The sequence below is a fragment of the Ruegeria sp. AH3 genome, assembly GCF_056536265.1.
Window position 1 is genome coordinate 1,470,680 of the sequence record NZ_JBQFJL010000001.1, and the last position, 22,542, is coordinate 1,493,221.

Consider the following 22,542-nt stretch of genomic DNA (forward strand, 5'->3'; position numbering starts at 1 on the left):
GTTAACCCTGATCAAGCAACCCTGCCCAGCGTGACTTGCGGCAGGGTTTTCTTATGGTCGAATTGAATCTTCAGCGTCAGACACTGGCGCAACCGGTGCCCGGACCACATTCGCGCAAACCACTTGGCACCTGTCTGCTTGATCAAGGCATCATTACGTCCGACCAGCTGTCGCGTGCTTTGCGGATGCAAGCACAGCAGAACGCCCCACTGGGGGAAATACTGGTCGGGGAAGGTTGGGCCACGCGTGCACAGGTTCTCTCAGCGCTATCTGATCAAACTGGCCTGCAGATCGCCGATCTTGAGCAGGTCCCACCTCCTGCAGACATCTGTGCGCTGAAACCGGTCGAGTTCTGGTTGGATCACAATGTGCTGCCCTGGGTGCGCGTTGGGCCAATCCTTTTGATCGCTACAGCGCGCCCCGACGCATTCCCAGCGGTCGAGGAAACTTTGAAGGACGACGGTTATACCATCGTTCCGGTTCTGGCCGGACCTGAGCAGATCGACGCCGCAATCGCCCGTCATTACGCCATGCCGCTGGCACAGGCCGCAGAAACCCGCGTTATGGCCAGACAGAGCTGCCGCAATTGGTCGGCCAAAGCGCGGAGCGGCCCCATCATCGGATTTCTGCTGCTGGCCATCCTCTTCGTCCTCATTCCAATGGCCGGCCTCAGCCTTCTTTTGGGCGTTACCTTGCTGACGCTGGGCCTGTTCCTGATCCTCAGGCTGTCGGGGCTCGCCGCCTATCTGTGGCCCGGAAAGACACCGCCAGAGCCTGACACCGATGATCCTCTCCGCCTGCCCTGCGTCTCAATCCTGGTCCCGCTCTATAAAGAACGAGAGATTGCAGATGTCCTGATCGCGCGGCTAAGCCGCCTCACCTACCCTAAAGCACTGCTGGACGTCATTCTGGTGCTGGAAGAACAGGACGATGTGACCAAAGCAGCTTTGGAACAGATCAACCTACCAAGCTGGATGCGCGCCATCACCGTGCCTCAGCGCGGTGAACTGACCACGAAACCCCGCGCTATGAACTATGCGCTGGATTTCTGTCGCGGCGACATTCTGGGCGTCTGGGATGCGGAGGACGCTCCGGTTCCGGATCAGATCGAAACCGTCGTTCGCCATTTCGCGACAGCTCCTGAAGACGTCGTCTGCCTGCAAGGCGTGCTGGACTATTACAACCCGCGTACCAACTGGCGGTCGCGCTGCTTCACAATTGAATACAGCGGCTGGTTCCGCGTGATCCTGAAGGGCATCGCCCGTTTGGGCCTGGTCGTTCCTCTGGGTGGCACAACTTTCTTCTTCCGCCGCGACAAGCTGCTGGAACTGGGCGGTTGGGATGCCCACAATGTCACCGAAGATGCCGATCTGGGCGTCCGCCTCAGCCGCGCTGGATACCGGACCGAGATTGTGGATACCGCCACTTATGAAGAGGCCAACTTTCGCGCCTGGCCTTGGGTTAAGCAACGCTCACGCTGGCTAAAAGGATTCATGGTCACCTACCTGGTACACATGCGCGAACCACGAAAACTACTGCATGATCTTGGGGTTCTGCGGTTTATGGGCCTGCAGGCGTTTTTTCTGGGAACACTGGGTCAGTTTCTTCTGGCCCCGGTTCTGTGGGTGTTTTGGCTGATCTTCCTTGACCTGCCCAACCCGTTCCAACCGATCATGACGCCGGGCTTCCTGACCGCCTGCGTCTATGTTTTCCTTGTTGCCGAGGCCGCCAACCTTCTGGTCGGAATGCTGGGCGTCATAGCAGGAAACCGGAGGTTCCTGCTGCCATGGGTGCCAACAATGGCGCTCTACTACCCGCTGGGCGTTCTGGCCGCTTACAAAGGTCTGTGGGAACTGGCGGTTAACCCGTTCTTTTGGGACAAGACCCAGCACGGTCACGCAATCGAGGAATGCGAAACCGCTATTTCTCGCGCCGGATCGCATCCTGCTTCAGCCGGGTCATGAACGCGACCGAGATATGGTCCTGCAGCGCCTTGGCTGCCGCCTCCTCATCCCGCGCGGCAATGGCCTGAACGATGCCTTCATGCTCGCTCTGCGCAATCTCGCCACGCCCTTCCGCTGCCAGCGATGTTGTCGCCATCAGCGCCATGGTTCGGTGAACAAGATCAAGCTGCTGCACCAGATAGCGGTTGTGTGAGGCGAGGTGGATCTGCTCATGAAAGCGACGATTGGCCCGCGACAGCGCCGAAGGATCCCCGATCAATTCATTGTCGGCAATCACCATCTCCTGCAACACGCGGATCTCCTCTTCGGTAGCGTGTTTGGCCGCCAGCCTCGCAGCCAGACCTTCCAGTTCACGCCGCACGATATAGAGTTCGGCCATCTGGTTGTGATTGAGCGACGCCACAATAAGTGACCGTCCGTCCCGTTCTAGCAGGGATTGTGTTTCCAGCCGCTGCAGGGCTTCCCGGATCGGGGTGCGTGAGACGCCGAAACGCTCGGCCAGCTCGCTTTCCACCAGACGGTCGCCGGGCTTGTAGATGCCCACATCGATCGCTTCGAGAATAAGGCTGTAGGCGTCCGTGTTGGACTGTTTGGATTGGGGCATCGGCTGTAGTGTCTCCTCGTTCGGACCTGTCTATCCGCCACACGCCCTGGCAATCAAGAGCGGCATTGAAAACCTCAGCCTACCGCCCTAAACCCAAAGCATGGTCAAACCTGCTTTTGCTCACGTCACCCAATGGGTGTTCGACCTCGACAATACGCTCTATCCGCCACATATGCGCCTGTTCGATCAGATCGAGGTGTTGATGACGGATTACGTGGTGCAAGCCATCGGTGTCGACCGGCCCGAAGCCGACCGGCTCCGCTCTCACTATTGGCGGGAATATGGTACCACGCTCGCTGGTCTGATGGCCGAGCATGATCTGGACCCCGATCCCTATCTGCACGCGGTCCATCAGGTGGATATGAGCCATATGGAGGCCGACATCGCGCTGGCGGACCACATCCGCGCCCTGCCCGGGCGGCGCATTGTCTACACAAATGGCAGCGCGCCTTATGCCGAACGGGTACTGACCGCGCGCGGTTTGGATGGGCTGTTCGATGCAATCTACGGCATTGAACATGCAGGCTATCGTCCCAAACCGCAAAAGGCCGCGTTCGAGGCGATCTTTGCACAGGATGGTATCGACGCCGCAAAAGCCGCAATGTTCGAAGATGATCCACGCAATCTGGCTGCCCCGCATGAAATGGGAATGCGCACTGTTCATGTTGCACCCGACCCGCATGAAGCCGACCACATTCACCATCACACAGATGATCTGACCGGGTTTCTGGGCCGCCTGCGATAGGCTGTCACACTGCGACGATCTGTGCGTTTCGCAGTCGCAGCATAGCGCCCATATGCACCTCAGCGACGAACAGAATCGGAGACCCCAATGACCGCGCTTGAGATGCCGCAGCGTCTGCCCCTGTGGCAGCGCCTTTTGTTTGCAGTTCCCCTGTTTGGCTGGATGGCCCGCGACGCGGTCAACGCCGAGGCTGAAGACCTGTACTACACCGCCGCAGCCCTCATTAGCATGTGGGGCTGTTCTATCCTGCTGTTTGGCCTGCCCGGCCTTTACATCCCGGCCCTGATGATGGTTCCGATGATGTTCCTTGTTCTTCTGCTGATCTCTCGGGGTTAGGAAGATACGAGACAGGATGTCACTTGGCACCTGCCGGTCAACGGCACTAGTGTCTGCGGCAACGGAGACTTGCCCCCATGACAAACCAATGACCGACAGCTGTGACATCCTGATTTCCGGTGGTGGAATTGCCGGATTGACTGCCGCCGCCGCCTTCGGCGCAGCCGGGTTCGATGTAATCTGCGTCGACCCAACCCCCCCGATCACTGAGCGGGACGTAGACGGTTCAGACTTACGGACCACGGCATTCCTGCAGCCCGCCCGTGGGTTGCTGGAGCAATGCGGACTTTGGGCCAAACTGGATGCCCATGCCGCCCCGTTGCAGGTCATGCGCATCGTGGATGCGGGCGGCGATGTGCCCAAACCGCGCGTGGTGCGAGATTTCAACGCCGCCGATATCTCGGATCAACCATTCGGATGGAACCTGCCCAACTGGCTGCTGCGGCGCGAAATGGTGGCACGGTTGGGCGAGCTGCCAAATGTCGATTTTCGGCCCGGCACCGGTACCGTTAGCCTGTTTACACGCACCAATGAGGCACGTGTGGGCCTGAGCGACGGAACCCGTATCCGCTGCAAACTGGTAATCGCTGCTGATGGGCGCAATTCTCCGATGCGCGAGGCCGCCGGTATCCATGTGCACACCACACGCTATGGCCAGAAAGCGCTGGCTTTTGCGGTTACGCACCCCATCCCGCACGAAAACGTCTCAACCGAAATTCACCGCTCGGGTGGTCCGTTCACGTTGGTCCCCCTACCCGATTGGCAAGGTCAGCCATCGTCGGCGATTGTCTGGATGGAACGCGGGCCGCGCGCCGTCGAACTGCTGAACCTAGAAGCCGAGGCGTTTGAAGCTGCGATGACGGAACGCTCATGCGGATTGTTCGGGCCTCTGAAACTGGCTTCGCGCCGGACGATCTGGCCAATCATCAGCCAATCGGCGGAGCGGCTCTCGGGAGAACGCCTCGCGCTGATGGCCGAGGCCGCGCATGTGGTACCCCCCATCGGCGCGCAAGGGCTGAACATGTCACTAGGCGATCTGCGCAGCCTGCTGGAACTGGCGCAGGCCCGCCCCGAAGATCTGGGCGATGCGCAGATGCTGGAGGCTTATCACAAGGCGCGCCATACCGAAATCGAACTGCGCGTCAAAGGCATCGACCTGCTGAATCGCGCCTCGATGATCGAGGCGCGCCTTCTGCGCGATGCTCGGGCGATGGGTTTAAATGCACTCTATTCCTTGCCGCCCGTGCGCAAGACGCTGATGCAGATGGGCCTCGGCGTGCGCTGAGGCCCTGCGCTTACAGAACCTGATCCAGAACCCGTTTCAGGCGTGCGATCGTGCCATCGACATCATAAAGTTTGTCTAAGCCGAACAAGCCCAATCGGAAGGTGCTGAACCCTTCAGGCTCGTCACATTGCAGCGGTACTCCTGCTGCGATCTGCATGCCCAAAGCGGCAAATTTCTTGCCGTTCTGTACGTCTGGATCGGCGGTATAGCTGACGACCACGCCAGGTGCTCCGAACCCGTCAGCGGCGACAGAGATGACGCCTTTGCCCTTCAGATAAGCCCGTACGCCATCACCCAGCGCCCATTGCGCCGCCCGCAGTTTCTCGAACCCATAATCCCGCGTCTCTGCCATGGTATCCCGGAATGCACGCAGCGAATCCGTGGGCATCGTCGCGTGATAAGCGTGACCGCCATTCTCATAAGCCTGCATGATCTGACGCCATTTCTTCAGATCAATGGCAAAACTGTCCGAGCTGGTCTGCTCCAGCCGCGCCTCGGCCCGTTCGGACAACATGACCAGACCGGCGCAGGGCGTCGCGCTCCAGCCCTTTTGCGGAGCAGAGATCAGGACATCCACGCCAGTCACCTTCATATCGATCCACGCGCAACCCGAAGCGATGCAATCAAGCACCATCAAGGCGCCGACCTCATGGGCCGCGGCAGCCATTGCAGTCACATAGTCATCGGGCAGAATCACTCCGGCCGATGTTTCGACATGCGGGGCAAAGACGATATCCGGCCGATTATCCCGGATTGTTGCCACAACCTCATCAATCGGAGCCGGGGCAAAGGGCGACGGGCTGGCATTGCCGGTTTCGCGTGCTTTCAGAACTGTCGTCTGAGCGGTCAGCGCGCCAGATTCGATAATCTGGCTCCAACGATATGAGAACCACCCGTTCCGAACCACCAATACATTGGCATCGCGCGCAAACTGCCGTGCGACAGCTTCCATACCGTAGGTGCCACCTCCGGGAATGACGGCCACACCGTCAGCATTATAAACCTCACGCAGCATACCCGAGATATCGCGCATCACTTGCTGGAAGCTGGCGGACATATGGTTAAGGGAACGATCCGTGAAGACCACCGAGAATTCTTCGAGGCCATCGGGGTCAACAGTATCCAGCAATGCAGGCATCTGGCATCCTTTTCTTTTGCGCTATCTGTTTCTGCCCTGTCTCGCGCCTTGCGTAAAGCGTCATGCGTCGGGCATCAGTTGACCCAAAGTAATCTACAACCATAAGTTTTACTTTGAAACTTTACGTGCAACAATTAGAGGAAGTGACGCCAATTAGAGTCAGCCTCTCTTTACACCCTGACGTGTTTCTGAACAGATACACTCACTTTGAACAAGAACGGATAAGTTAACTCGTGACTGCGCAAAAGCGGATTAGTTTTCAGGTCGTCCGGGACGAAGTTAAACGGCGGATTGAATCCCGCATCTGGCCTCAGGGCTCACTTCTGCCCACAGAAACCCAACTCGCGGAAGAGTTCAATTGTGCCCGTGCCACGGTGAACCGGGCACTCAGGGAACTGGCAGAACAGGGTTTCGTCGAGCGTAAGCGCAAAAGTGGAACCCGGGTCAAGAAAGAGCCGCGCAAGCAGGCCAAACTGGAAATCTCTCTGGCCCGTCAGGCGGTTGAGAATCAAAACTCGGCCTATCGCTATTCACTGGTCGAGCGAAACGTGGTTTACAGCCCCGGTTGGCTGACCTCGCAACTGAATGTCGAGCCGGATGCGCGCGTGCTGCATGTAATCTGCATGCACTACGCCGATAACCGCCCCTTCCAGCTTGAGGAACGCTGGATCAATATCGAGGCCGTGCCCGATGTCGAACACGCCGACCTCAACAAAAGCGGCCCGCATGAATGGCTACTGAGCGCTGCACCATTTACCGAGGCCGAGATCGCCTTTTGTGCAATTTCAGCCGACAGCCGCCTGGCGGATTTCATGGGCACGACCACCGGCACCTCGATGATCCAGCTGGAGCGGACGACGTGGAAAGACGGGCAGCCGATGACATTTGCCCGCATGACGCATCATCCAGGCTTTCGCATCCGCACGAAATACTAACCAATCGGTCCCGGCAGACGCTCCTCGCTCAGCAGCACGTTGGCCTCGACCTCTCCGGCCCCTGGTAACGTCATCACCCTTCGGCGCAGAACCCGTTCGAAATCAGCGAGGTCACGCGCCACAACACGCAGACGGTAATCATAGAGCCCAAGCACGTGCTCAACCGTCTGCACCTCTGGAATGGCACTGACGGCGCGTTCGAAATCCTCAAGACTGACTTGCCCTTTACGTGCGAGCTTCACCCCCAGAAACACGGTCACGCCAAAGCCCAGAGCCTCGGCATTCAGGCGCAGCCGCCGCCCCTTGATCACGCCCGCCTCTTCCAGCCGCCGTATCCGTCTCCAGGTCGCTGGCTGCGACAGGCCAAGGCGACGCCCCAGCGCACCGGCACTTTGCGTGGCATCCTGAACCAGCGCGCGCAGGATTTTGCGGTCGATCTCGTCCAGTTCGATCATACCGGCAACACCTCATCCCGCTTGACCCGGGCGATATGCATTAATGCCTCGATATCGGCGATATGCGGCAGGGTCAGAATGCGGTCGCGATAGACTTGCTGATAATGGCTCATGTCGCGCGCAAGCACCGACAGTCGTACATCGACGCGGCCCAGAAAGGTCTGGATCTCGATCACTTCGGCCACATCGCGCGCCGCGGCGGTGAATTCGTCAAACGCCCGCGCCTGTGTCTTGTCCAGAGTGATCCGCAACGAGACCTCGACCGCATAGCCCAAGGCGGCCCAGTCGATCACCGCTTCCTGCCCCTCGATCACCCCTGTGGCCTGCATCTTTTCAATCCGCCGCCAGCAGACGCCCGAACTGATGCGGCAGCGCTCAGCCAACTCTGCCGTTGTCAGGCTTGGTTCGGCCTGAAAGTGGCGCAGTATACGTCGATCAACATCATCAAGCATGATTTTTTCATGTTTCTCTAGATTGAAGAATTATTCTTCACCTTTTTATCAAATACTCAATCCCAACCCTATCGCCAATAGCAAACGCGCAGGATAGAAGCACAGCAATCGAAACTGAAAGGACCGGCGAAATGCGCGTCTATTACGATCGCGATTGCGACATCAACCTGATCAAAGACAAGAAAGTGGCGATTCTGGGCTATGGTAGCCAAGGCCACGCTCATGCGCTGAACCTGCGCGACTCGGGCGCCAAGAACCTGGTCATCGCCCTGCGCGAAGGCTCGCCCTCGGCCAAGAAAGCCGAAGGTGAAGGTCTGCAGGTGATGGGAATCGCCGAAGCGGCAGCCTGGTGCGACGTCATCATGTTCACCATGCCCGACGAATTGCAGGCCGAGACCTACAAGAAATACGTCCACGACAACATCAAGCCGGGTGCGGCCATCGCGTTCGCCCACGGCCTGAACGTGCATTTCGGCCTGATCGAGCCGAAAGAAGGCGTCGACGTCATCATGATGGCCCCCAAAGGCCCCGGCCACACTGTTCGCGGCGAATACACCAAAGGCGGCGGTGTGCCCTGCCTTGTTGCTGTAGACAACGACGCAACCGGAAAAGCGCTGGAAATCGGCCTGTCCTACTGCTCGGCAATTGGTGGCGGCCGCTCGGGCATCATCGAAACCAACTTCCGCGAAGAATGTGAAACCGATCTGTTCGGTGAGCAAGCCGTTCTGTGCGGTGGTCTGGTTGAGCTGATCCGCTGCGGCTTTGAAACTCTGGTCGAAGCAGGCTACGCGCCCGAAATGGCCTACTTCGAATGCCTGCACGAAGTGAAGCTGATCGTTGACCTGATCTACGAAGGCGGTATCGCCAACATGGATTACTCGATCTCGAACACTGCCGAGTACGGCCAATACGTCACCGGCCCGCGTATCCTGAAATACGACGAGACCAAAGCGCGTATGAAAGCCGTTCTGGACGACATCCAGCAGGGTAAATTCGTTCGCGACTTCATGCTGGAAAACGCCGTTGGCCAGCCGACCATCAAAGCGTCGCGCCGTGCCAATGATGAGCACATGATCGAGGAAACCGGCGCCAAACTGCGCGCCATGATGCCCTGGATCTCGGCCGGTAAGATGGTTGACAAAGAAAAGAACTAAGTCTGGCGTCAGCTAGAAACAGGGCGGCCCCGGTGGCCGCCCTTTTTTATTTGGCAACCGCGTTCGCATAGCATTCGCCAAGAACAAAGTCCCAGCCTTTGTCATAATTCGTACGCTTGTATTTCGCCTCAGCCGCCCAGACTTCCCAACCGGAATGGGTCAAAGTCACTTTGGTTTGACCGTCCCCATGTGCATCAAACTGTACCTCTACCCGGGTGGAGAAATCTGCGTTCGTACCGGGATGCCATGTGAAGGCCAGCCGCTTACCCTCTTCGAAAACCAAGACTTCACCCCAGTCCGCACGTGCGCCGTCAAACATAGTCTCATAAATCGCGCCGCCGGCACGAGGTTCGATGACGACCGCAAGGGCCGGATTACCTTGGGAGGCAGATACCGCGTGCCCATCCAGCGGCCACCATTTGGCAATTCTGTTGACGAAGATGTCAAAGGCACGCGCAGCTTCTGCATTAACCACAACGGTTTTCACAATTGGATCTGTCACGAACCTTCCCTCCCTGAATTCACCTCATCTGCAAAACTGCTCATGACATCTGTCCAGTATTTGTCGAGCCACGACCGAAGCGCATCCAGCCCATCCGGGCACACCGCATAGATCCGCCGCGTGCCTTCCGCTCGACACATCACCAGCCCTGCGTCAGACAGCACTTTAAGATGTTGCGAAACAGCGGGGCGGCTCACCGGCAATTCGGCGGCGATGTCCCCCACTGATCTGGGCGTGCACGCAACCGCTTCAAACACTTGCCTACGGGTGGTGTCCCCTAATGCTGATAACGCCTTTTCGTAAGTCATTGCTTACGGTAAGTTATAACTAACGGTATGTCAATTTCATCTCGTGACATGTTCAACATAGAGGGATAAGGGGATGGAATGGTTGAACAACCCTCAAAACGTGATTGGAGCGGCGTCTTCATTCTGGGCCTCATCTGGGGTGCCACATTCATGGTCGTCGCCATGGCGCTTGAGGGGTACGGCCCCATCACGGTCGCCACCTCGCGCACCACGCTGGGCGCGGTGACACTGTTGATTCTGATGCGGATCACGGGCCGCCGCATTCCAACCCTGACAGCTGAACTGATCATGTCGATCACGCTGATCGGTCTGCTGTCAACAGCGATACCCTTCATGCTGCTGAGCTGGGGGCAGCAATTCGTCCCTTCCGCATTTGCCGGGCTATCCATGGCAGCGATCCCGCTGATGGTTTTACCTCTGGCCCATTTCTTCTCGGACGAGCCGCTGAACCTGCGCCGTCTGGTCGGGGTTTGCCTCGGCTTCACCGGCGCTTTGGTGTTGATCGGGCCCGGCCTTGCGCAGTTGGGCCAAGGGGCCGAGCCTCTTGCGCAGCTGGCCTGCATCCTTGCTGCGCTGTGCTATGCCAGTTCGTCGATCATGACGCGTCGCTGCCCCCCAATTGATCCGCTGGTCCTTGCGGCCCTGACGTTGGTTGTAGGGGCCATCGTATTGGTACCTACCATGCTGCTGACCGAAGGACTACCGGCCTGGCAAGGCACCCGCCCGACCCTGGCGCTTATCGTGCTGGGCTTATTGCCCACGGCTTTTGCCACCCTGCTGCGGGTTTCGATCACGCGCAGTGCTGGTTCGGTCTTTCTGACGCTGGTAAACTATCAGGTGCCTGTCTGGTCGATGATCTTCGGCGCCTGGATCTTGTCCGAGGCGCTGCCGCTGCGCTTCTTCGTTGCACTTCTGCTGATCCTGACCGGCATGGCCATCAGCCAATGGTTCAGCCTGCGCAAAATGCTGATCGGGCGCTAACCCGCGACCGCTTCAACCTCGGCCACGATACCGTCAACCACCTGAGTTAGCAGAGCAGCGTCCTCGCATTCGGCCATCACCCGGATCAAAGGTTCCGTGCCCGATTTGCGGATCAGCAGACGACCCTGCCCGTTCAGTCGCGCCTCAGCTTCAGAAATGGCGGTTTTGACATTGGCCGCCTCCAACGGAGCTTGCCCAGCGGTGAACCGTACATTCTTGAGCAATTGCGGAACCGTTTCGAACTGGCGCGACAGCTCTGAAGCTTTCCTTTCGGACAGCACCATCTCGGCCAGGAAATGCAGGCCCGCCATCAAACCGTCTCCGGTGGTGGCATAATCACTCATCACGATATGGCCCGATTGCTCACCCCCCAGGTTAAACCCACCTGAACGCATCCGTTCGACCACATAGCGATCCCCGACCGAAGTACGCTCCAACCGCAGTCCCTGCCCGGCCAGATGCCGTTCCAAACCGAGGTTCGACATCACGGTGGCAACCAGCGCATCGCCTTTCAGCCGCTCCGCTTTTGACCAGGCAGAGGCGAGCAGTGCCATCAGTTGATCGCCATCGGCAACTGCACCGGTTTCGTCAATCACCACAACCCGGTCAGCATCACCATCAAGGCAGATACCCACGTCGGCCCCATGCGCCACAACGGTTTCGGCAGCGGTCTGCGGTTGCGTCGAGCCACATCCCAAATTGATGTTCTTGCCATCCGGCGCGATACCGACAGGGATCACATCGGCGCCAAGCTCCCAAAGCACCTCGGGCGCGGTGCGATGTGCAGCGCCGTTCGCGCAATCGATCACGACCTTTAATCCGTCCAGCTTCACGTCTCGGGGCAACGAGGATTTCACGCGTTCGCCATAACGGAAGCGCGCATCATCCACGCGGCGTGCACGACCAATATTCTGCGCCTGAGCCGGCTTCACGCCTTCTTCAATCAGCCGCTCAATCTCAAGCTCGGCCTGATCGGACAACTTGAATCCGTCCGGTCCAAAGAATTTGATCCCGTTATCCTCGGCCGGGTTGTGGCTGGCCGAAATCATAACGCCAAGGTCCGCCCGCATCGAGCGGGTCATCAGACCAACTGCAGGCGTCGGCACCGGTCCCAGCAGCAACACGTTCATCCCGGTCGAGGTCAGACCCGCCGTCAGCGCGTTTTCCAGCATATAGCCCGACAGTCGTGTGTCCTTACCTATGACAACCCGGTGAACGCCCGAAGCGTCACGGCGGAAATATCGACCCACTGCCGCCCCTATGCGCAAGGCCATATCAGCCGTCATCGGATAGGTGTTGGCGGTCCCCCGCACCCCGTCGGTTCCGAACAGCTTGCGCATAAGTCTTAACTCCTGAAATTCCTTTGTGCCCGGATTACCGGACGGCGGACCAAAGACGCAAGGCTTGAGCAGTCTCGGCCACGTCATGGACACGTATAATCTGCACACCCTGTGACAATCCCGCCAGAGCAACTGCAATTGACCCCGGTGCACGGGCATCCTTGCGCGGCTCTTTGCCGATCTGGCCGATAATCCCCTTGCGGGACACGCCCAACAGGATCGGGCAGCCAAGCCCGTGGAACAAGCTGAGATTGCGTAGCAGGATCAGGTTGTGCTCCGTGGTCTTGCCAAATCCAATGCCTGGGTCGACGATGATCAGATCGCGGCTCAGGCCAAGGCTCTCAAGATGCGCGATCTGCGCCGCGAGAAAGTCATATACATCCAGCAAAACGTCATCATATTGCGGATCATCCTGCATCGTCGTCGGATCGCCCTGCATGTGCATCACACAGACAGGCGCACCAATCCGGGCACAAAATGGAGCAAGCTGTGGGTCGAAGGTAAAACCCGACACATCATTGATCAGCCCTGCCCCAGCCGCATGCGCCGCCTCAGCGACGCGGGCCTTACGCGTATCGATCGAAATCAGCGCATCGGTCTCGGCCCGGATTGCTGCGATCAATGGTTCCGTGCGGGCGATCTCTTCCTCGGCGGGTACGAAATCGGCGCCAGGGCGGGTGGATTCTCCGCCGATGTCCAGAATGCTGGCCCCGTGACCGACCATCCCGACAGCGGCTGCGCGGGCCGCGTCGACCGAATTATGCACGCCCCCATCCGAGAAACTGTCGGGCGTTGCATTCAGAATACCCATGATCTGCGGCTGCGCCATATCCAGTCCGGCTATGGTCGCGCGTGGATAGGTGAGATACTCCATGTATGCATCTGGAATATCACCGATTTCTACAATCTCTGAGGTTTTGCCTCGCTGCAGCTTTTCAGCTTGCGTGAACCACAATTGCTGACCCGCCAGCGGCACAGCGCCCGACGGGCGCAGAGGCCCGTGCTGAACAAGCGGTCGGTAATAGACTGTCACAACCGCGCCTGATCCACGGAAATTGCACGCAGCGGCGTCTTTGGCGCGTCTGGCAGTTCACCACCGATCACCATCATCTCGCTGGCCTCGAAGGTCGCGGCAAACCATGCTGCCAGCGCAACCGCATCTGACGGCGCCGCAGAGGGGCCATCCACGGCGTCCAATACGATTTTGGACGGTGCCCAAACACAGATCTGGTCGTTTTTCATCGCCCAATCCAACTCGGTCCGGGTCGAAACGACCACGCATCGATGGTCGCGAGCAGCCAAAACCCAGGCGTTCTGCTCGATCGCCAACAGGTCGATCCTGCGCTGGGTCATCGCATGCCCGGTCTGCGGGACCGCAAGATCGGATGCGCCGACACAGAGGATCAGAGGGCGTTGCCGGTTCTGTAGCTGGTCGATCCAACCAGCCAGATTGCTCGACGCTATCGCCTCGTTCGACAGAAAGACCAGTCGGGGATGCGGTCGTTCTTCTTCGGCCACATCATGATGTACCGCATCTTTGCCGCGCACGATCTCGACCCCCAGAGCACCGGGCCCGCGATCCAGTTTTTCGATGCGTACGAAAGCTCTTACAGCCTGAGGCTCAAGCAAGATTCGTTCAGCCAAGCGGTCGGCCAAAGTTTCCAGAAGGTTTAGGCGCTCAGCGGCGAGCTCAAACGCAATCGCTTCGGTTACGCGATCATAGGACAGGATACGATCCACATCATCGTCGATCGGATCAGCCAGCGGGCGTACTTCGACCACGATGTTGAAACAGATGCGCTGTGTGGTGCCGCGCTCGGCCTGAAAGGCCCCGATTTCAACTTCCACGATATGATCCCGCAGAGAGATTCGATCCAGCGGACCGCGCGTGGCGGTTGCTTCGGACCGTTCAGACGGATGCGCGAAGGCAAGGCGGATTTCAGAGCTCATCTGATGGACCTTTTCAGACGTGGAGGGCTAATCAGCCCACATTAAGCGATGTGCGGGCATATAACACTGCAGCAAACGCCTTTCCAGCCATCGAATCCGGCGTCAGACGACCCGGTACCAACTCATCATACCCGAGGCGGCATGACCCAGCATGTGGCAATGCAGAAGCCAATTGCCGGGATTATCGGCCAGCAACGCGATCTGCCGGGTCTGTCCCCGCTCGACCAACACTGTGTCACGCCACGGGCCCAGACTGCCATCCGGCAGGATCAGCCTGAAATGGTGGCCGTGCAGATGCATCGCATGCGGAAATGCCGTCTCATTGACAAACTCTATACGGTGGACGTTGCCCAGCTTCGTATCCAGAAACGGATCGGAGGGCCGCTCAGCATAGCCGTTGAGCGCCCAGAACCGTCCCAGTTGCGCTAGTTCCTGGCCCGAAAGTTCAGTATCCCCCAATATAGCGCGATCCAACCAGCGCATCGCGCCACCTTGTATCGCCATGCGATGCAGCGGCGCACCCTCCAGTGCTACCTCAGGTAACGGATTTGCGGGTAACGGCTTCACCCCGGAACGAACGGAACGTGCCGTAGCGCCTGTCACATCGAACCTAACCAACCCAAACGCGCCGTCACGCTCTATACTAACGACACTTGCGGTCTGCCCTGCCTCTGCCGAGACATCGACAATCAGGTCGGCCCGCTGTGCCGGTGCAAGCGGAAAGCTTTCTTCAATGGCGAGAGGTGTCTCAAGCGGCATCCCATCAAGCGCCACGATCCAACCTGTCAAACCGTCGAGCGAAACATCGAAAATCCTGGCATTTGCGGCGTTAATCAACCTCAGACGCAAACGTTCGGCGGATTTCACCGGGTAGGATGGGTCAAACCGTCCGTTAACAGACATAAGATTGCCTAACCGCCCAGCGTGGCTCAGGTCATGGCCATTGTCGAAGTCATCGGTGATCTGACCGGTCTCGGGATCCAACCGCCAATCGTCCAGCATCAGGGTAAGATCCTGATCGACATCCGGAGCGACGGCCTCTTCCACGATCAACGGACCATAGAGCCCGCGCGCCACCTGTTCGACCGAGCGATTATGTGCGTGATACCAAAAGGTTCCCGCATCCGGCACAACGAAATCATAGTTAAAGCGGGCCCCCGTGGGCACCGCATCCTGCGTCAAGCCGGGCACACCGTCCATCGCATTGTCGATCCGGATGCCATGCCAATGCACCGCGGTTGCCTGAGGCAGATCGTTCACCAGCGTACGCTGAACCCGTTTGCCTTGACCGATCCGAATTTCGGCCCCCGGAACGCCCGCACCATAACTCCATACCGACGTCTGCGGATAACCGTCGGGCGCAATCTGTTGCGTAGATTGTTGGGCGATCAATTCGATATCTGACGCCAATGCTGCACGCGGCAACATCGACATTGCCAGAGCCGATTGCATGAACTGTCTGCGCGTAGTGATCATCGCGAGCCTCCCGGCTCGCAACATAGAGGCAAAATCGGACTGCGCCAGCACCCTTCCAGCGCTGGTGCGTCAATCAGTTGCTCGCTGTCCGATAATTGTGGCGATAGAAAATATGCACACCGATCCGCGCGGTTTCCTTGTAAACCCGCGACCATGACGGGCGAACCGCCTTGGTATGGTAATGCGTCGCCCCGGCGGTCATCTCTTCTGCCACACCGTCAATCGCGGCACGCGCCACCTTGGATACACGCTCATACGCCCGCTTTTCGTGGATGACTTCTTTTTGACCATCGCAAGTGTAGGTGAACTGGCACTGATAGCGTTTGCCGGTGCCCTGCTTAATCACACCACACAGCGAATCCGGGAAGCGGGCGCTGTCGACACGGTTCAGGATCACTTCGGCAACTGCGAACTGGCCGCGCACGCTTTCGCCGCGCGCTTCGAAATACAGCGCCTCAGCCAGACAACGGAAACCCTCGTCCCCGGTCGCTTTGGGCTGCTGATCCAGCCAATCCTTGGTGTAAGAAATCTCGATCTTTTCCGGCGTCTGACGCGGCTTGAACAGCTTCAGATAGTCACGGAAATTCTGTGCTGGCAACTCGTTACGGGCAACCAACTCAACAGATTTACCTTCGTTCTGCCTTTCGGCAAACGACAAACTTGGCAGCAAGGCTGCAGCCCCCACGGCAACAGCCAATATGTAGCGTCTCATCAGATAACCTCGCACAGGCACTTCCGCGCCAAACCCTCCCCCGGCGGGCGCGACGAGGCTGATACCCTACTTGAGGGCAGACGTCCAGTTTTCTGAAAAAGCCAAGAGAAAAACCGCTCACGCCGCCGATTTTTGTCGACAGCGGAACGTTTCCTGAGCCACTATTTCTAGGTAGGAGACAGTTAGTCAACCCCCAAGTTTGGACGAAATTGCCAGTTGAGCGGCTGACAGCCGAGCGACGGGAACCCGGAACGGAGAACAGGACACATAGTCGAACCCGAGCGCCCGGCAGATAGCGATTGATTCGGGGTTGCCACCATGTTCGCCACAGACAGAAAGTGTAACGTCTGGTTGAGCTTGACGCCCGCGCTCCGCCCCTAGCTTGAGTAACTCACCCACCCCGTCTGCATCCAGAACGTGAAACGGATCTTCGCCAAACACGCCTAGGCGGACATATGCCGACATGAACCGACCAGCGTCATCCCGGGACAAACCATAGGTCATTTGGGTCAGGTCATTGGTCCCGAAACTCAGGAAAGATGTATTCGGCGCGATTTCATCCGCTCGCAGACAGGCACGTGGCGTTTCCACCATGACACCCAGCCTATAGTCGAGCTCTTGTCCACGCTCCGAGGCCACCTCGGCAGCCACCGCATCGATGCGCGCTTTCACCAGTTCAACCTCGCGCTTGGCCGAGACCAATGGGATCATCACCTCGGGAACCACGGGCGCCCCCTCTTTACTGGCCTCAAGCGTCGCTTCGAATATAGCGCGCGCTTGCATGTCATAGATCTCGGGCACGGTCACCCCCAGACGCACGCCGCGCAAACCCAGCATAGGATTGTATTCGCGCATCGCCTCGACCCTGCGTTCGACATCCGAAACCGGAAGATCAAGCGCCTCGGCCAGTTCTCTCTGACCCGTGCGCGTGGTGGGTAGAAACTCGTGCAAAGGCGGGTCGAATAGCCGGATGCACACCGGCTGCCCCTCCATGATTCTGAACAGCTGCACGAAATCCTGCCGCTGCATCGGCAGCAGACGTTCCAGCACCGCAGATCGTCCCGAAGGCGTCTGGGCAAAGATCATTTCACGCATCACGGTCAGGCGGCCCGGATCAAAGAACATGTGCTCGGTCCTGCACAGGCCAATGCCCTGCGCCTGAAAGTTACGCGCTGTTTGCGCGTCGGCAGGCGTATCCGCATTGGCGCGAATTTCGATGTCACGCTCGGCGTCCGCCCAACCCATCAGCGTTTGAAAGCAATCGTCCAGTGCCGCCTCAAGCATCTCGGGTTGTCCGGCCAGAACTTGACCTGAGGTGCCATCGATGGTCAGGACATCGCCAGTTTTGAACACGCGCCCGTCCGGCGCAGTCAGCATCTTTTTCTTGGTCTGGAACCGCATCTCGGACGCGCCTACGATACAGGGCAGACCCAGCCCCCGGCCAATCACGGCAGCGTGGCTGGTGATCCCGCCCTTTTCGGTCAGCACCGCCACGGCTGCATGCATCCCCCGCACATCCTCGGGCGAAGTTTCACGACGCACCAGAACACAAGGCTCGCCACGCGCGGCGCTGGCCTGTGCCTCTGCAGCCGTGAAAACGATGCGGCCAGTCGCGGCACCGGGGCTGGCGGCAATACCGGTGGTCAGCACGTCACGCGCTGCCTCGGGGTGGACCTGACGGTGTAGCAATTCATTCAGCGAATGCGGGTCGATCCGCATCACCGCCTCTTGCGGCGGGATAATACCGTCTTCGGCCAGACGGACGGCAATCCGCATTGCCGCGCGCGAGCCACGCTGAACCCGGACCCCATCCAGAATATGCACGTCGCCATTCTGCACGACGAACTCAACCTGCATCTCTTCACGCAGTTTTTCACGCATTAGCGCCGCGTGGGTCTTGAGATCGGCAAAAGCCTCGGGCGCGACGTCTTCCAGCGATTGTCCGCGCTCATCCCTTTCCAGATACAACGCCGAGACGCCTTCGCCCAACGCATCGCGCCCCTGGCTCTGGCTCAGATAACGACCGGTGATCTGCGGCATGCCCGTCGTCGGGTCGATCAACTGCAACACGCCCGAGCCGCACTCGCCCTGCCCGACACCCGGGATCATCTCTTGAACGACCAGCCCCAGCCCGGCATCCGCTGGCGCGCCCTTGGCCTGCCGTAGCAAACGGGCCGAAGTTCCGTCCCACGCCCGCGCCATCGACCGCAGCACGCCGATCAGTTGCTCGCCCCGGTCCTGCGGGAACGCTTCGTCGGTTTCATCTTCGTAGGCGCGCAAAGACAAGCTCAACCCTTCACGTCCATCCGCCTCGATGTCATCAAATACATCCGGGTCCAGCCGGGCCACGTGGATCGCATAGCTCTGCACAAACCGCAAATAGAGTGCAGCCGCCGCATCCCGTCCCATACCCGCCGACAAGTCCAGATAGCGGGCATCGTTCATGCCGATATTCAGGACCGCGCCCGGACCGCCCCAATCGGGGTCTTCGGAACTGGGGCGCACACACAACAGCGCTTCGGCGTCGAACTGTTCCATGATGGCCGCGATGTCAGGTACATGCCCTTCGGCAATTCGCTGCACCGCGTCAAAAGAGAGCGCTACGGTGCGCGGCACCGGCATCTTAAGCCGAACCAGGCGTTGCAAGCATTTCGCCCGCCCGCCATGGGTATTGGCGGCAACGGGCGCTTTCGAGGTAATAAGCGTGGTCTGCGGATTATTCTGCACTGCGGCACCTTTTGGTTTCACCGCAGCATAAGCCCCTGCGCCCTTGGCGCAAGGGCGTTATCCCTCGATCAGGGTCAGATCGGCAACGCTGGAGCAGACCTTGCGGATCTGGCTCAGCAGGTTCAGACGGTTGCGGCGCAGGATGTCATTGTCGGTGTTGACCTGCACATCCTCAAAGAAAGCATCCACGGGTGCCCGCAGCACAGCCATCGCCGCCATAGCGGTCGGGAAATCCTCGGCCTTCAGAGCGGGATCGATTTTGGCCTCTGCCGTATCAAGCGCGGCGAACAGCGCCTTCTCGCTGTCAGTCTCGGCAAATTTCACATCCGCACCATAGGAGTATTCCACCCCATCCTTCTCTTCCGCCTGAGACAGGATGTTATTGGCCCGCCTGAACCCCTGCACGAGGTTCTCTCCATCCTCGGTCGCAATCACCGCGTTCAGCGCACGGGCGCGTTTGACCAGCAGGTTGAGGTCGTCATTGCCGTCCATCGCGATGCAGGCGTCGATGATATCGGGACGGATGCCCTCTTCACGCAGGAAGACCTTGAGGCGGTCGTGGAAGAAAGACAACAAGTCCGACGGGGCCGCAGCAACGATTGCGTTCGCAGCCTCGACCTGATGCGCCAGATCATGCACGCGCTTGGCGGCGGCCTCTGCCTCGTCGTCAGACGCCTGCGTTTGGCGCGCTTTGGCCTCTAGCAGAGCTGCCTGCCATTCCGGCAGTTTCAACAGATTACCTAGTGCAACTGCAAAAGTCTGGTCCAGCGGCAGGCGCAGATCGTTGGTCAGGATCAGGCGGATTACCCCAAGCGCAGCACGGCGCAGGGCAAACGGGTCTTTCGACCCGGTGGGTTTCTCGTCAATCGCCCAGAACCCGGTCAGCGTGTCCAGCTTATCGGCCAGTGCCACTGTCACCGACAGCGGCGCAGTCGGCACGTCATCAGACGGTCCCAACGGCGAATAGTGTTCCTGTGCTACGGAGGCCAATTCGGGGCGCATACCCGCAGCCGCGATATAATAGCGGCCCATCAAGCCCTGCAGTTCTGGGAATTCATAGACCATCTGCGAGCTCAAGTCGGCCTTGGCCAGATGCGCTGCATCTTTGGCCTGACGCGCATCAACACCCATGACGTCGGCCAATTCACCGGCCAAGGCAGCGATACGCTCAATCCGCTCGGCCTGCGTACCCAGCTTGTTGTGGAAGGTCACGTTCTGCAGATCGTTGCTCCAGACGGTCATGTCCAACTTGGCGATGCGCAGGTCATTCTCCCAGAAGAACTTGGCATCCGCCAAACGCGCCGACAGCACCTTTTGGTTCCCCGCCAGAATGGTCGCGCCATTATCGGCGGTCTCACGGTTGGCAACCGTTATGAAGCGCTCGATCCGCCCCGTCTTGGGATTCTTCACGGAAAAGAACTTCTGATGCTCTTTCATCGAGGTCTGCAGCACCTCGGGCGGCAGCTCCAGAAACTCCTCGTCGATCTGCCCCATCAGCACGACAGGCCATTCAACCAGACCGGCCACTTCGGCCAGAAGACCCTTGTCATCAACAACTTCCAGACCCGCGGCGAAAGCCATGTTCTGGGCATCGTTCCAGATATGCTCGGCGCGCTCCTCGGGCGAAAGCACCACAAAGGCGCGTTTCAGCTTGGCCGCATAGTCCTCGAACGAAAAAACGGAAAACCGGTTCGGGGCCATGAAGCGATGGCCTTCGGTGGTATCACCAGAGGTGATCCCTTCGATCTCAAGCGGTACAACCTGCGCGCCCGCTTCATCGCTGAGGACACACAGGATCGAGTGCAGCGGTCGCACCCAGCGCATCGAACCCGCGCCCCAGCGCATCGATTTTGGCCAGGGGAAGTTGCGGATCGTCGTTTCCAGCACTTCAGCCACAATCTCAGCCGCCGGACGACCGGCTTTCTCGATGGTCGCGAAATAGACCGCACCTTTGGGCGTATCACGCTCTTCGAGTTGGTCGCGGGTCAGTCCCGCCCCCCGCAGGAACCCTTCGATGGCTTTGTCGGGCGCTCCGACCTTAGGGCCTTTACGCTCTTCCCGGATGGTGGGGCTTCCGGCCAACAACCCTTCGACCGCCAGTGTCAGGCGGCGCGGCGTGGTCAAGGCCGCAGCCGAGGCATAGGTCAGTCCACCCTCGACCAAGCCGTCCGTGATCCGCTTTTTCAGGTCTTCACCAGCACGGGTTTGCATCCGCGCGGGGATCTCTTCGGAAAACAATTCGATCAGCAGGTCGGGCATAGTCGGTCCTTAGAAACTCACAATCGTCTGGATGACGATTGCATTGGCGATATCCACAAAGAAGGCGGATACAAGGGGCAGTACGATAAAGGCAATAGGCGACGGGCCATATCGCTTGGTCACGGCGGTCATATTTGCAATCGCGGTTGGGGTTGCGCCCAAAGCGAAGCCGCCAAAGCCGGCGGCCAATACAGCAGCGCGATAATTCGAGCCCATCAGCGGGAACAGGACCCAGATCACGAACACCACTGCAAAGAGCGTCTGGGCGGTCATGATCAACGCTATCGCAAGGCCAAGCTCAGCTATAGTCCACAGTTGCAGGCTCATCAGGGACATCGCCAGGAACGCCCCCAATGCGAATTCCGAGATCAGCGCCAGCGATGGCGTCCGCGCCACGGGTGGGGCGTTGGGCGCAAGCAGCGCGCGCAGATTGGCAATGATAATCCCCATGATCAGGCAGGGCACGAACAAAGGCAGTTTCAGCCCCGCAGCGCTGATGGCTTCGCTCAGGATCACGCCTGAAATGATGGCAAGGTTGAGATATAACAGAACCCGCATAACCGTCTGATGGTCGATTGCGGATTTCTGATCGACCTCATTGGGCAAACCAACTGTGTGCTCTTCCTCGGGACGACTGGGGTTGAGCTTGCGCCCTTCGACCAACAGCCGCGCAATTGGACCCCCGACCAGAGCGGCCAATACAAGGCCCAAGGTGGCAACGGCAACACCCAACTCGGTCGCGCCTTCGAGCCCGGTGGCTTGTGCGACTTCTGGCGCCCAGGCGATCGCAGTGCCGTGGCCGCCGATCAATGCCGCCGAGCCAAACAAAACGCCCGCCTGCGCTGGATAGCCGAACAGAGCCGCCCCCGCCGCCCCGATCACGTTCTGTGCAACGATAGTCAGCAGCGTCAAAATCAGAAGCAGGAGCAATGGCTTGCCGCCTGCGATTAAATCCGAAAGCCGTGCATTCAATCCAATACCGGCAAAGAACAACACCAACAGGAAATCCCGTGTGGTCAGACCAAAGGACAGCTCAACGCCAAATAACAGATACAGAGTCAGTACCACGAGCGAGGCCAACAGGCCCCCGGTCACCGGCTCGGGGATGTTGAAGCTGCGGAGCGTTGCGATGCGGGCATTGATCTCAGCCCCAAGCAAGTAGACCGCGAAACCCAGCGTCGCGGTCAAGAAATCCGGGATCTCAACGACCAACTCCACG

The 22,542-nt window shown here is 59.0% G+C and carries 21 protein-coding genes; 7 read left to right on the top strand and 14 right to left on the bottom strand.

Going from position 1 to position 22,542, the window contains the following annotated elements; translation table 11 throughout:
• Nucleotides 1–53 precede the first annotated feature (53 nt).
• A complete protein-coding gene (locus ACR3EM_RS07290; protein WP_480470129.1) occupies nucleotides 54–1,964 on the top strand; it encodes a glycosyltransferase in 1,911 nt (636 codons plus the stop codon).
• On the opposite strand, the gene ACR3EM_RS07295 is transcribed toward ACR3EM_RS07290, so the two are convergent.
• Nucleotides 1,921–2,568, bottom strand: a complete 648-nt coding sequence (locus tag ACR3EM_RS07295) for a GntR family transcriptional regulator (RefSeq protein ID WP_480470130.1) — start codon at nucleotides 2,566–2,568, stop codon at nucleotides 1,921–1,923. The two genes, ACR3EM_RS07290 and ACR3EM_RS07295, sit on opposite strands and share 44 nt — an antisense overlap.
• A gap of 100 nt (nucleotides 2,569–2,668) precedes the next feature.
• On the opposite strand from ACR3EM_RS07295, the gene ACR3EM_RS07300 reads away from it, so the two are divergent.
• The 3 genes from ACR3EM_RS07300 to ACR3EM_RS07310 all read left to right on the top strand — a co-directional run bounded on the left by ACR3EM_RS07300 (nucleotide 2,669) and on the right by ACR3EM_RS07310 (nucleotide 4,934).
• Entirely contained in the window at nucleotides 2,669–3,313 is a 645-nt protein-coding gene (locus ACR3EM_RS07300) for a pyrimidine 5'-nucleotidase (protein WP_480470131.1), read from the top strand.
• An 87-nt stretch (nucleotides 3,314–3,400) separates the two neighbouring features.
• Complete coding sequence (locus tag ACR3EM_RS07305) at nucleotides 3,401–3,649, top strand: hypothetical protein (RefSeq protein WP_480470132.1); 249 nt, start codon at nucleotides 3,401–3,403, stop codon at nucleotides 3,647–3,649.
• 88 nt (nucleotides 3,650–3,737) lie between these two features.
• Nucleotides 3,738–4,934, top strand: a complete 1,197-nt coding sequence (locus tag ACR3EM_RS07310; RefSeq protein ID WP_480470133.1) for a UbiH/UbiF family hydroxylase — start codon at nucleotides 3,738–3,740, stop codon at nucleotides 4,932–4,934.
• A gap of 10 nt (nucleotides 4,935–4,944) precedes the next feature.
• Here ACR3EM_RS07310 and ACR3EM_RS07315 read toward each other — a convergent pair whose 3' ends face one another.
• On the bottom strand, nucleotides 4,945–6,072 hold the full coding sequence (locus tag ACR3EM_RS07315; protein WP_480470134.1) for an aminotransferase class V-fold PLP-dependent enzyme: 1,128 nt from the start codon (nucleotides 6,070–6,072) through the stop codon (nucleotides 4,945–4,947).
• 233 nt (nucleotides 6,073–6,305) lie between these two features.
• Here ACR3EM_RS07315 and ACR3EM_RS07320 point away from each other — a divergent pair, with 233 nt between their 5' ends.
• Nucleotides 6,306–7,007, top strand: coding sequence for a GntR family transcriptional regulator (locus ACR3EM_RS07320; RefSeq protein ID WP_480470135.1), 702 nt, complete (start codon nucleotides 6,306–6,308; stop codon nucleotides 7,005–7,007).
• Here ACR3EM_RS07320 and ACR3EM_RS07325 read toward each other — a convergent pair.
• Together ACR3EM_RS07325 and ACR3EM_RS07330 are read right to left on the bottom strand one after the other, a co-directional pair.
• Nucleotides 7,004–7,462, bottom strand: a complete 459-nt coding sequence (locus ACR3EM_RS07325) for an Lrp/AsnC family transcriptional regulator (RefSeq protein WP_480470136.1) — start codon at nucleotides 7,460–7,462, stop codon at nucleotides 7,004–7,006. The two genes, ACR3EM_RS07320 and ACR3EM_RS07325, sit on opposite strands and share 4 nt — an antisense overlap.
• On the bottom strand, nucleotides 7,459–7,914 hold the full coding sequence (locus ACR3EM_RS07330; protein ID WP_480470137.1) for an Lrp/AsnC family transcriptional regulator: 456 nt from the start codon (nucleotides 7,912–7,914) through the stop codon (nucleotides 7,459–7,461). Before ACR3EM_RS07330 ends, ACR3EM_RS07325 begins: the two co-directional genes overlap by 4 nt.
• A gap of 131 nt (nucleotides 7,915–8,045) precedes the next feature.
• Here ACR3EM_RS07330 and ilvC point away from each other — a divergent pair, with 131 nt between their 5' ends.
• The gene (ilvC, locus tag ACR3EM_RS07335) at nucleotides 8,046–9,068 is read left to right on the top strand and encodes a ketol-acid reductoisomerase (protein ID WP_170689671.1); all 1,023 of its coding nucleotides are present in this window, start codon (nucleotides 8,046–8,048) and stop codon (nucleotides 9,066–9,068) included.
• Nucleotides 9,069–9,114: 46 nt separating this feature from the next.
• On the opposite strand, the gene ACR3EM_RS07340 is transcribed toward ilvC, so the two are convergent.
• Together ACR3EM_RS07340 and ACR3EM_RS07345 are read right to left on the bottom strand one after the other, a co-directional pair.
• A complete protein-coding gene (locus ACR3EM_RS07340; protein ID WP_480470138.1) occupies nucleotides 9,115–9,570 on the bottom strand; it encodes an SRPBCC family protein in 456 nt (151 codons plus the stop codon).
• The gene (locus ACR3EM_RS07345) at nucleotides 9,567–9,878 is read right to left on the bottom strand and encodes an ArsR/SmtB family transcription factor (RefSeq protein WP_480470139.1); all 312 of its coding nucleotides are present in this window, start codon (nucleotides 9,876–9,878) and stop codon (nucleotides 9,567–9,569) included. Before ACR3EM_RS07345 ends, ACR3EM_RS07340 begins: the two co-directional genes overlap by 4 nt.
• A gap of 78 nt (nucleotides 9,879–9,956) precedes the next feature.
• Between ACR3EM_RS07345 and ACR3EM_RS07350 the strand changes: the two genes are divergently transcribed.
• Complete coding sequence (locus tag ACR3EM_RS07350) at nucleotides 9,957–10,859, top strand: DMT family transporter (RefSeq protein ID WP_480470140.1); 903 nt, start codon at nucleotides 9,957–9,959, stop codon at nucleotides 10,857–10,859.
• On the opposite strand, the gene glmM is transcribed toward ACR3EM_RS07350, so the two are convergent.
• The 8 genes from glmM to gltS form a co-directional block, all read right to left on the bottom strand.
• Entirely contained in the window at nucleotides 10,856–12,199 is a 1,344-nt protein-coding gene (gene glmM / locus ACR3EM_RS07355; RefSeq protein ID WP_480470141.1) for a phosphoglucosamine mutase, read from the bottom strand. The genes ACR3EM_RS07350 and glmM overlap by 4 nt on opposite strands.
• Nucleotides 12,200–12,233: 34 nt before the next feature.
• Complete coding sequence (gene folP / locus ACR3EM_RS07360; protein ID WP_480470142.1) at nucleotides 12,234–13,232, bottom strand: dihydropteroate synthase; 999 nt, start codon at nucleotides 13,230–13,232, stop codon at nucleotides 12,234–12,236.
• Complete coding sequence (locus ACR3EM_RS07365) at nucleotides 13,229–14,149, bottom strand: dihydroneopterin aldolase (RefSeq protein ID WP_480470143.1); 921 nt, start codon at nucleotides 14,147–14,149, stop codon at nucleotides 13,229–13,231. Before ACR3EM_RS07365 ends, folP begins: the two co-directional genes overlap by 4 nt.
• A gap of 102 nt (nucleotides 14,150–14,251) precedes the next feature.
• Nucleotides 14,252–15,625 carry a multicopper oxidase family protein gene (locus ACR3EM_RS07370; protein ID WP_480470144.1) on the bottom strand — a complete coding sequence of 458 codons (1,374 nt, stop codon included), beginning with the start codon at nucleotides 15,623–15,625 and terminating at the stop codon, nucleotides 14,252–14,254.
• A gap of 73 nt (nucleotides 15,626–15,698) precedes the next feature.
• The gene (locus ACR3EM_RS07375) at nucleotides 15,699–16,337 is read right to left on the bottom strand and encodes a cell wall hydrolase (RefSeq protein ID WP_480470145.1); all 639 of its coding nucleotides are present in this window, start codon (nucleotides 16,335–16,337) and stop codon (nucleotides 15,699–15,701) included.
• Between the two features lie 186 nt (nucleotides 16,338–16,523).
• Nucleotides 16,524–19,085: a putative PEP-binding protein gene (locus tag ACR3EM_RS07380; RefSeq protein ID WP_480470146.1), complete on the bottom strand. Its 2,562-nt coding sequence runs from the start codon at nucleotides 19,083–19,085 to the stop codon at nucleotides 16,524–16,526.
• A 36-nt stretch (nucleotides 19,086–19,121) separates the two neighbouring features.
• Nucleotides 19,122–21,323: a glycine--tRNA ligase subunit beta gene (gene glyS / locus ACR3EM_RS07385; RefSeq protein ID WP_480470147.1), complete on the bottom strand. Its 2,202-nt coding sequence runs from the start codon at nucleotides 21,321–21,323 to the stop codon at nucleotides 19,122–19,124.
• Between the two features lie 9 nt (nucleotides 21,324–21,332).
• Nucleotides 21,333–22,541, bottom strand: a complete 1,209-nt coding sequence (gene gltS, locus ACR3EM_RS07390; protein WP_480470148.1) for a sodium/glutamate symporter — start codon at nucleotides 22,539–22,541, stop codon at nucleotides 21,333–21,335.
• Between the last annotated feature and the right edge of the window lies 1 nt (nucleotide 22,542).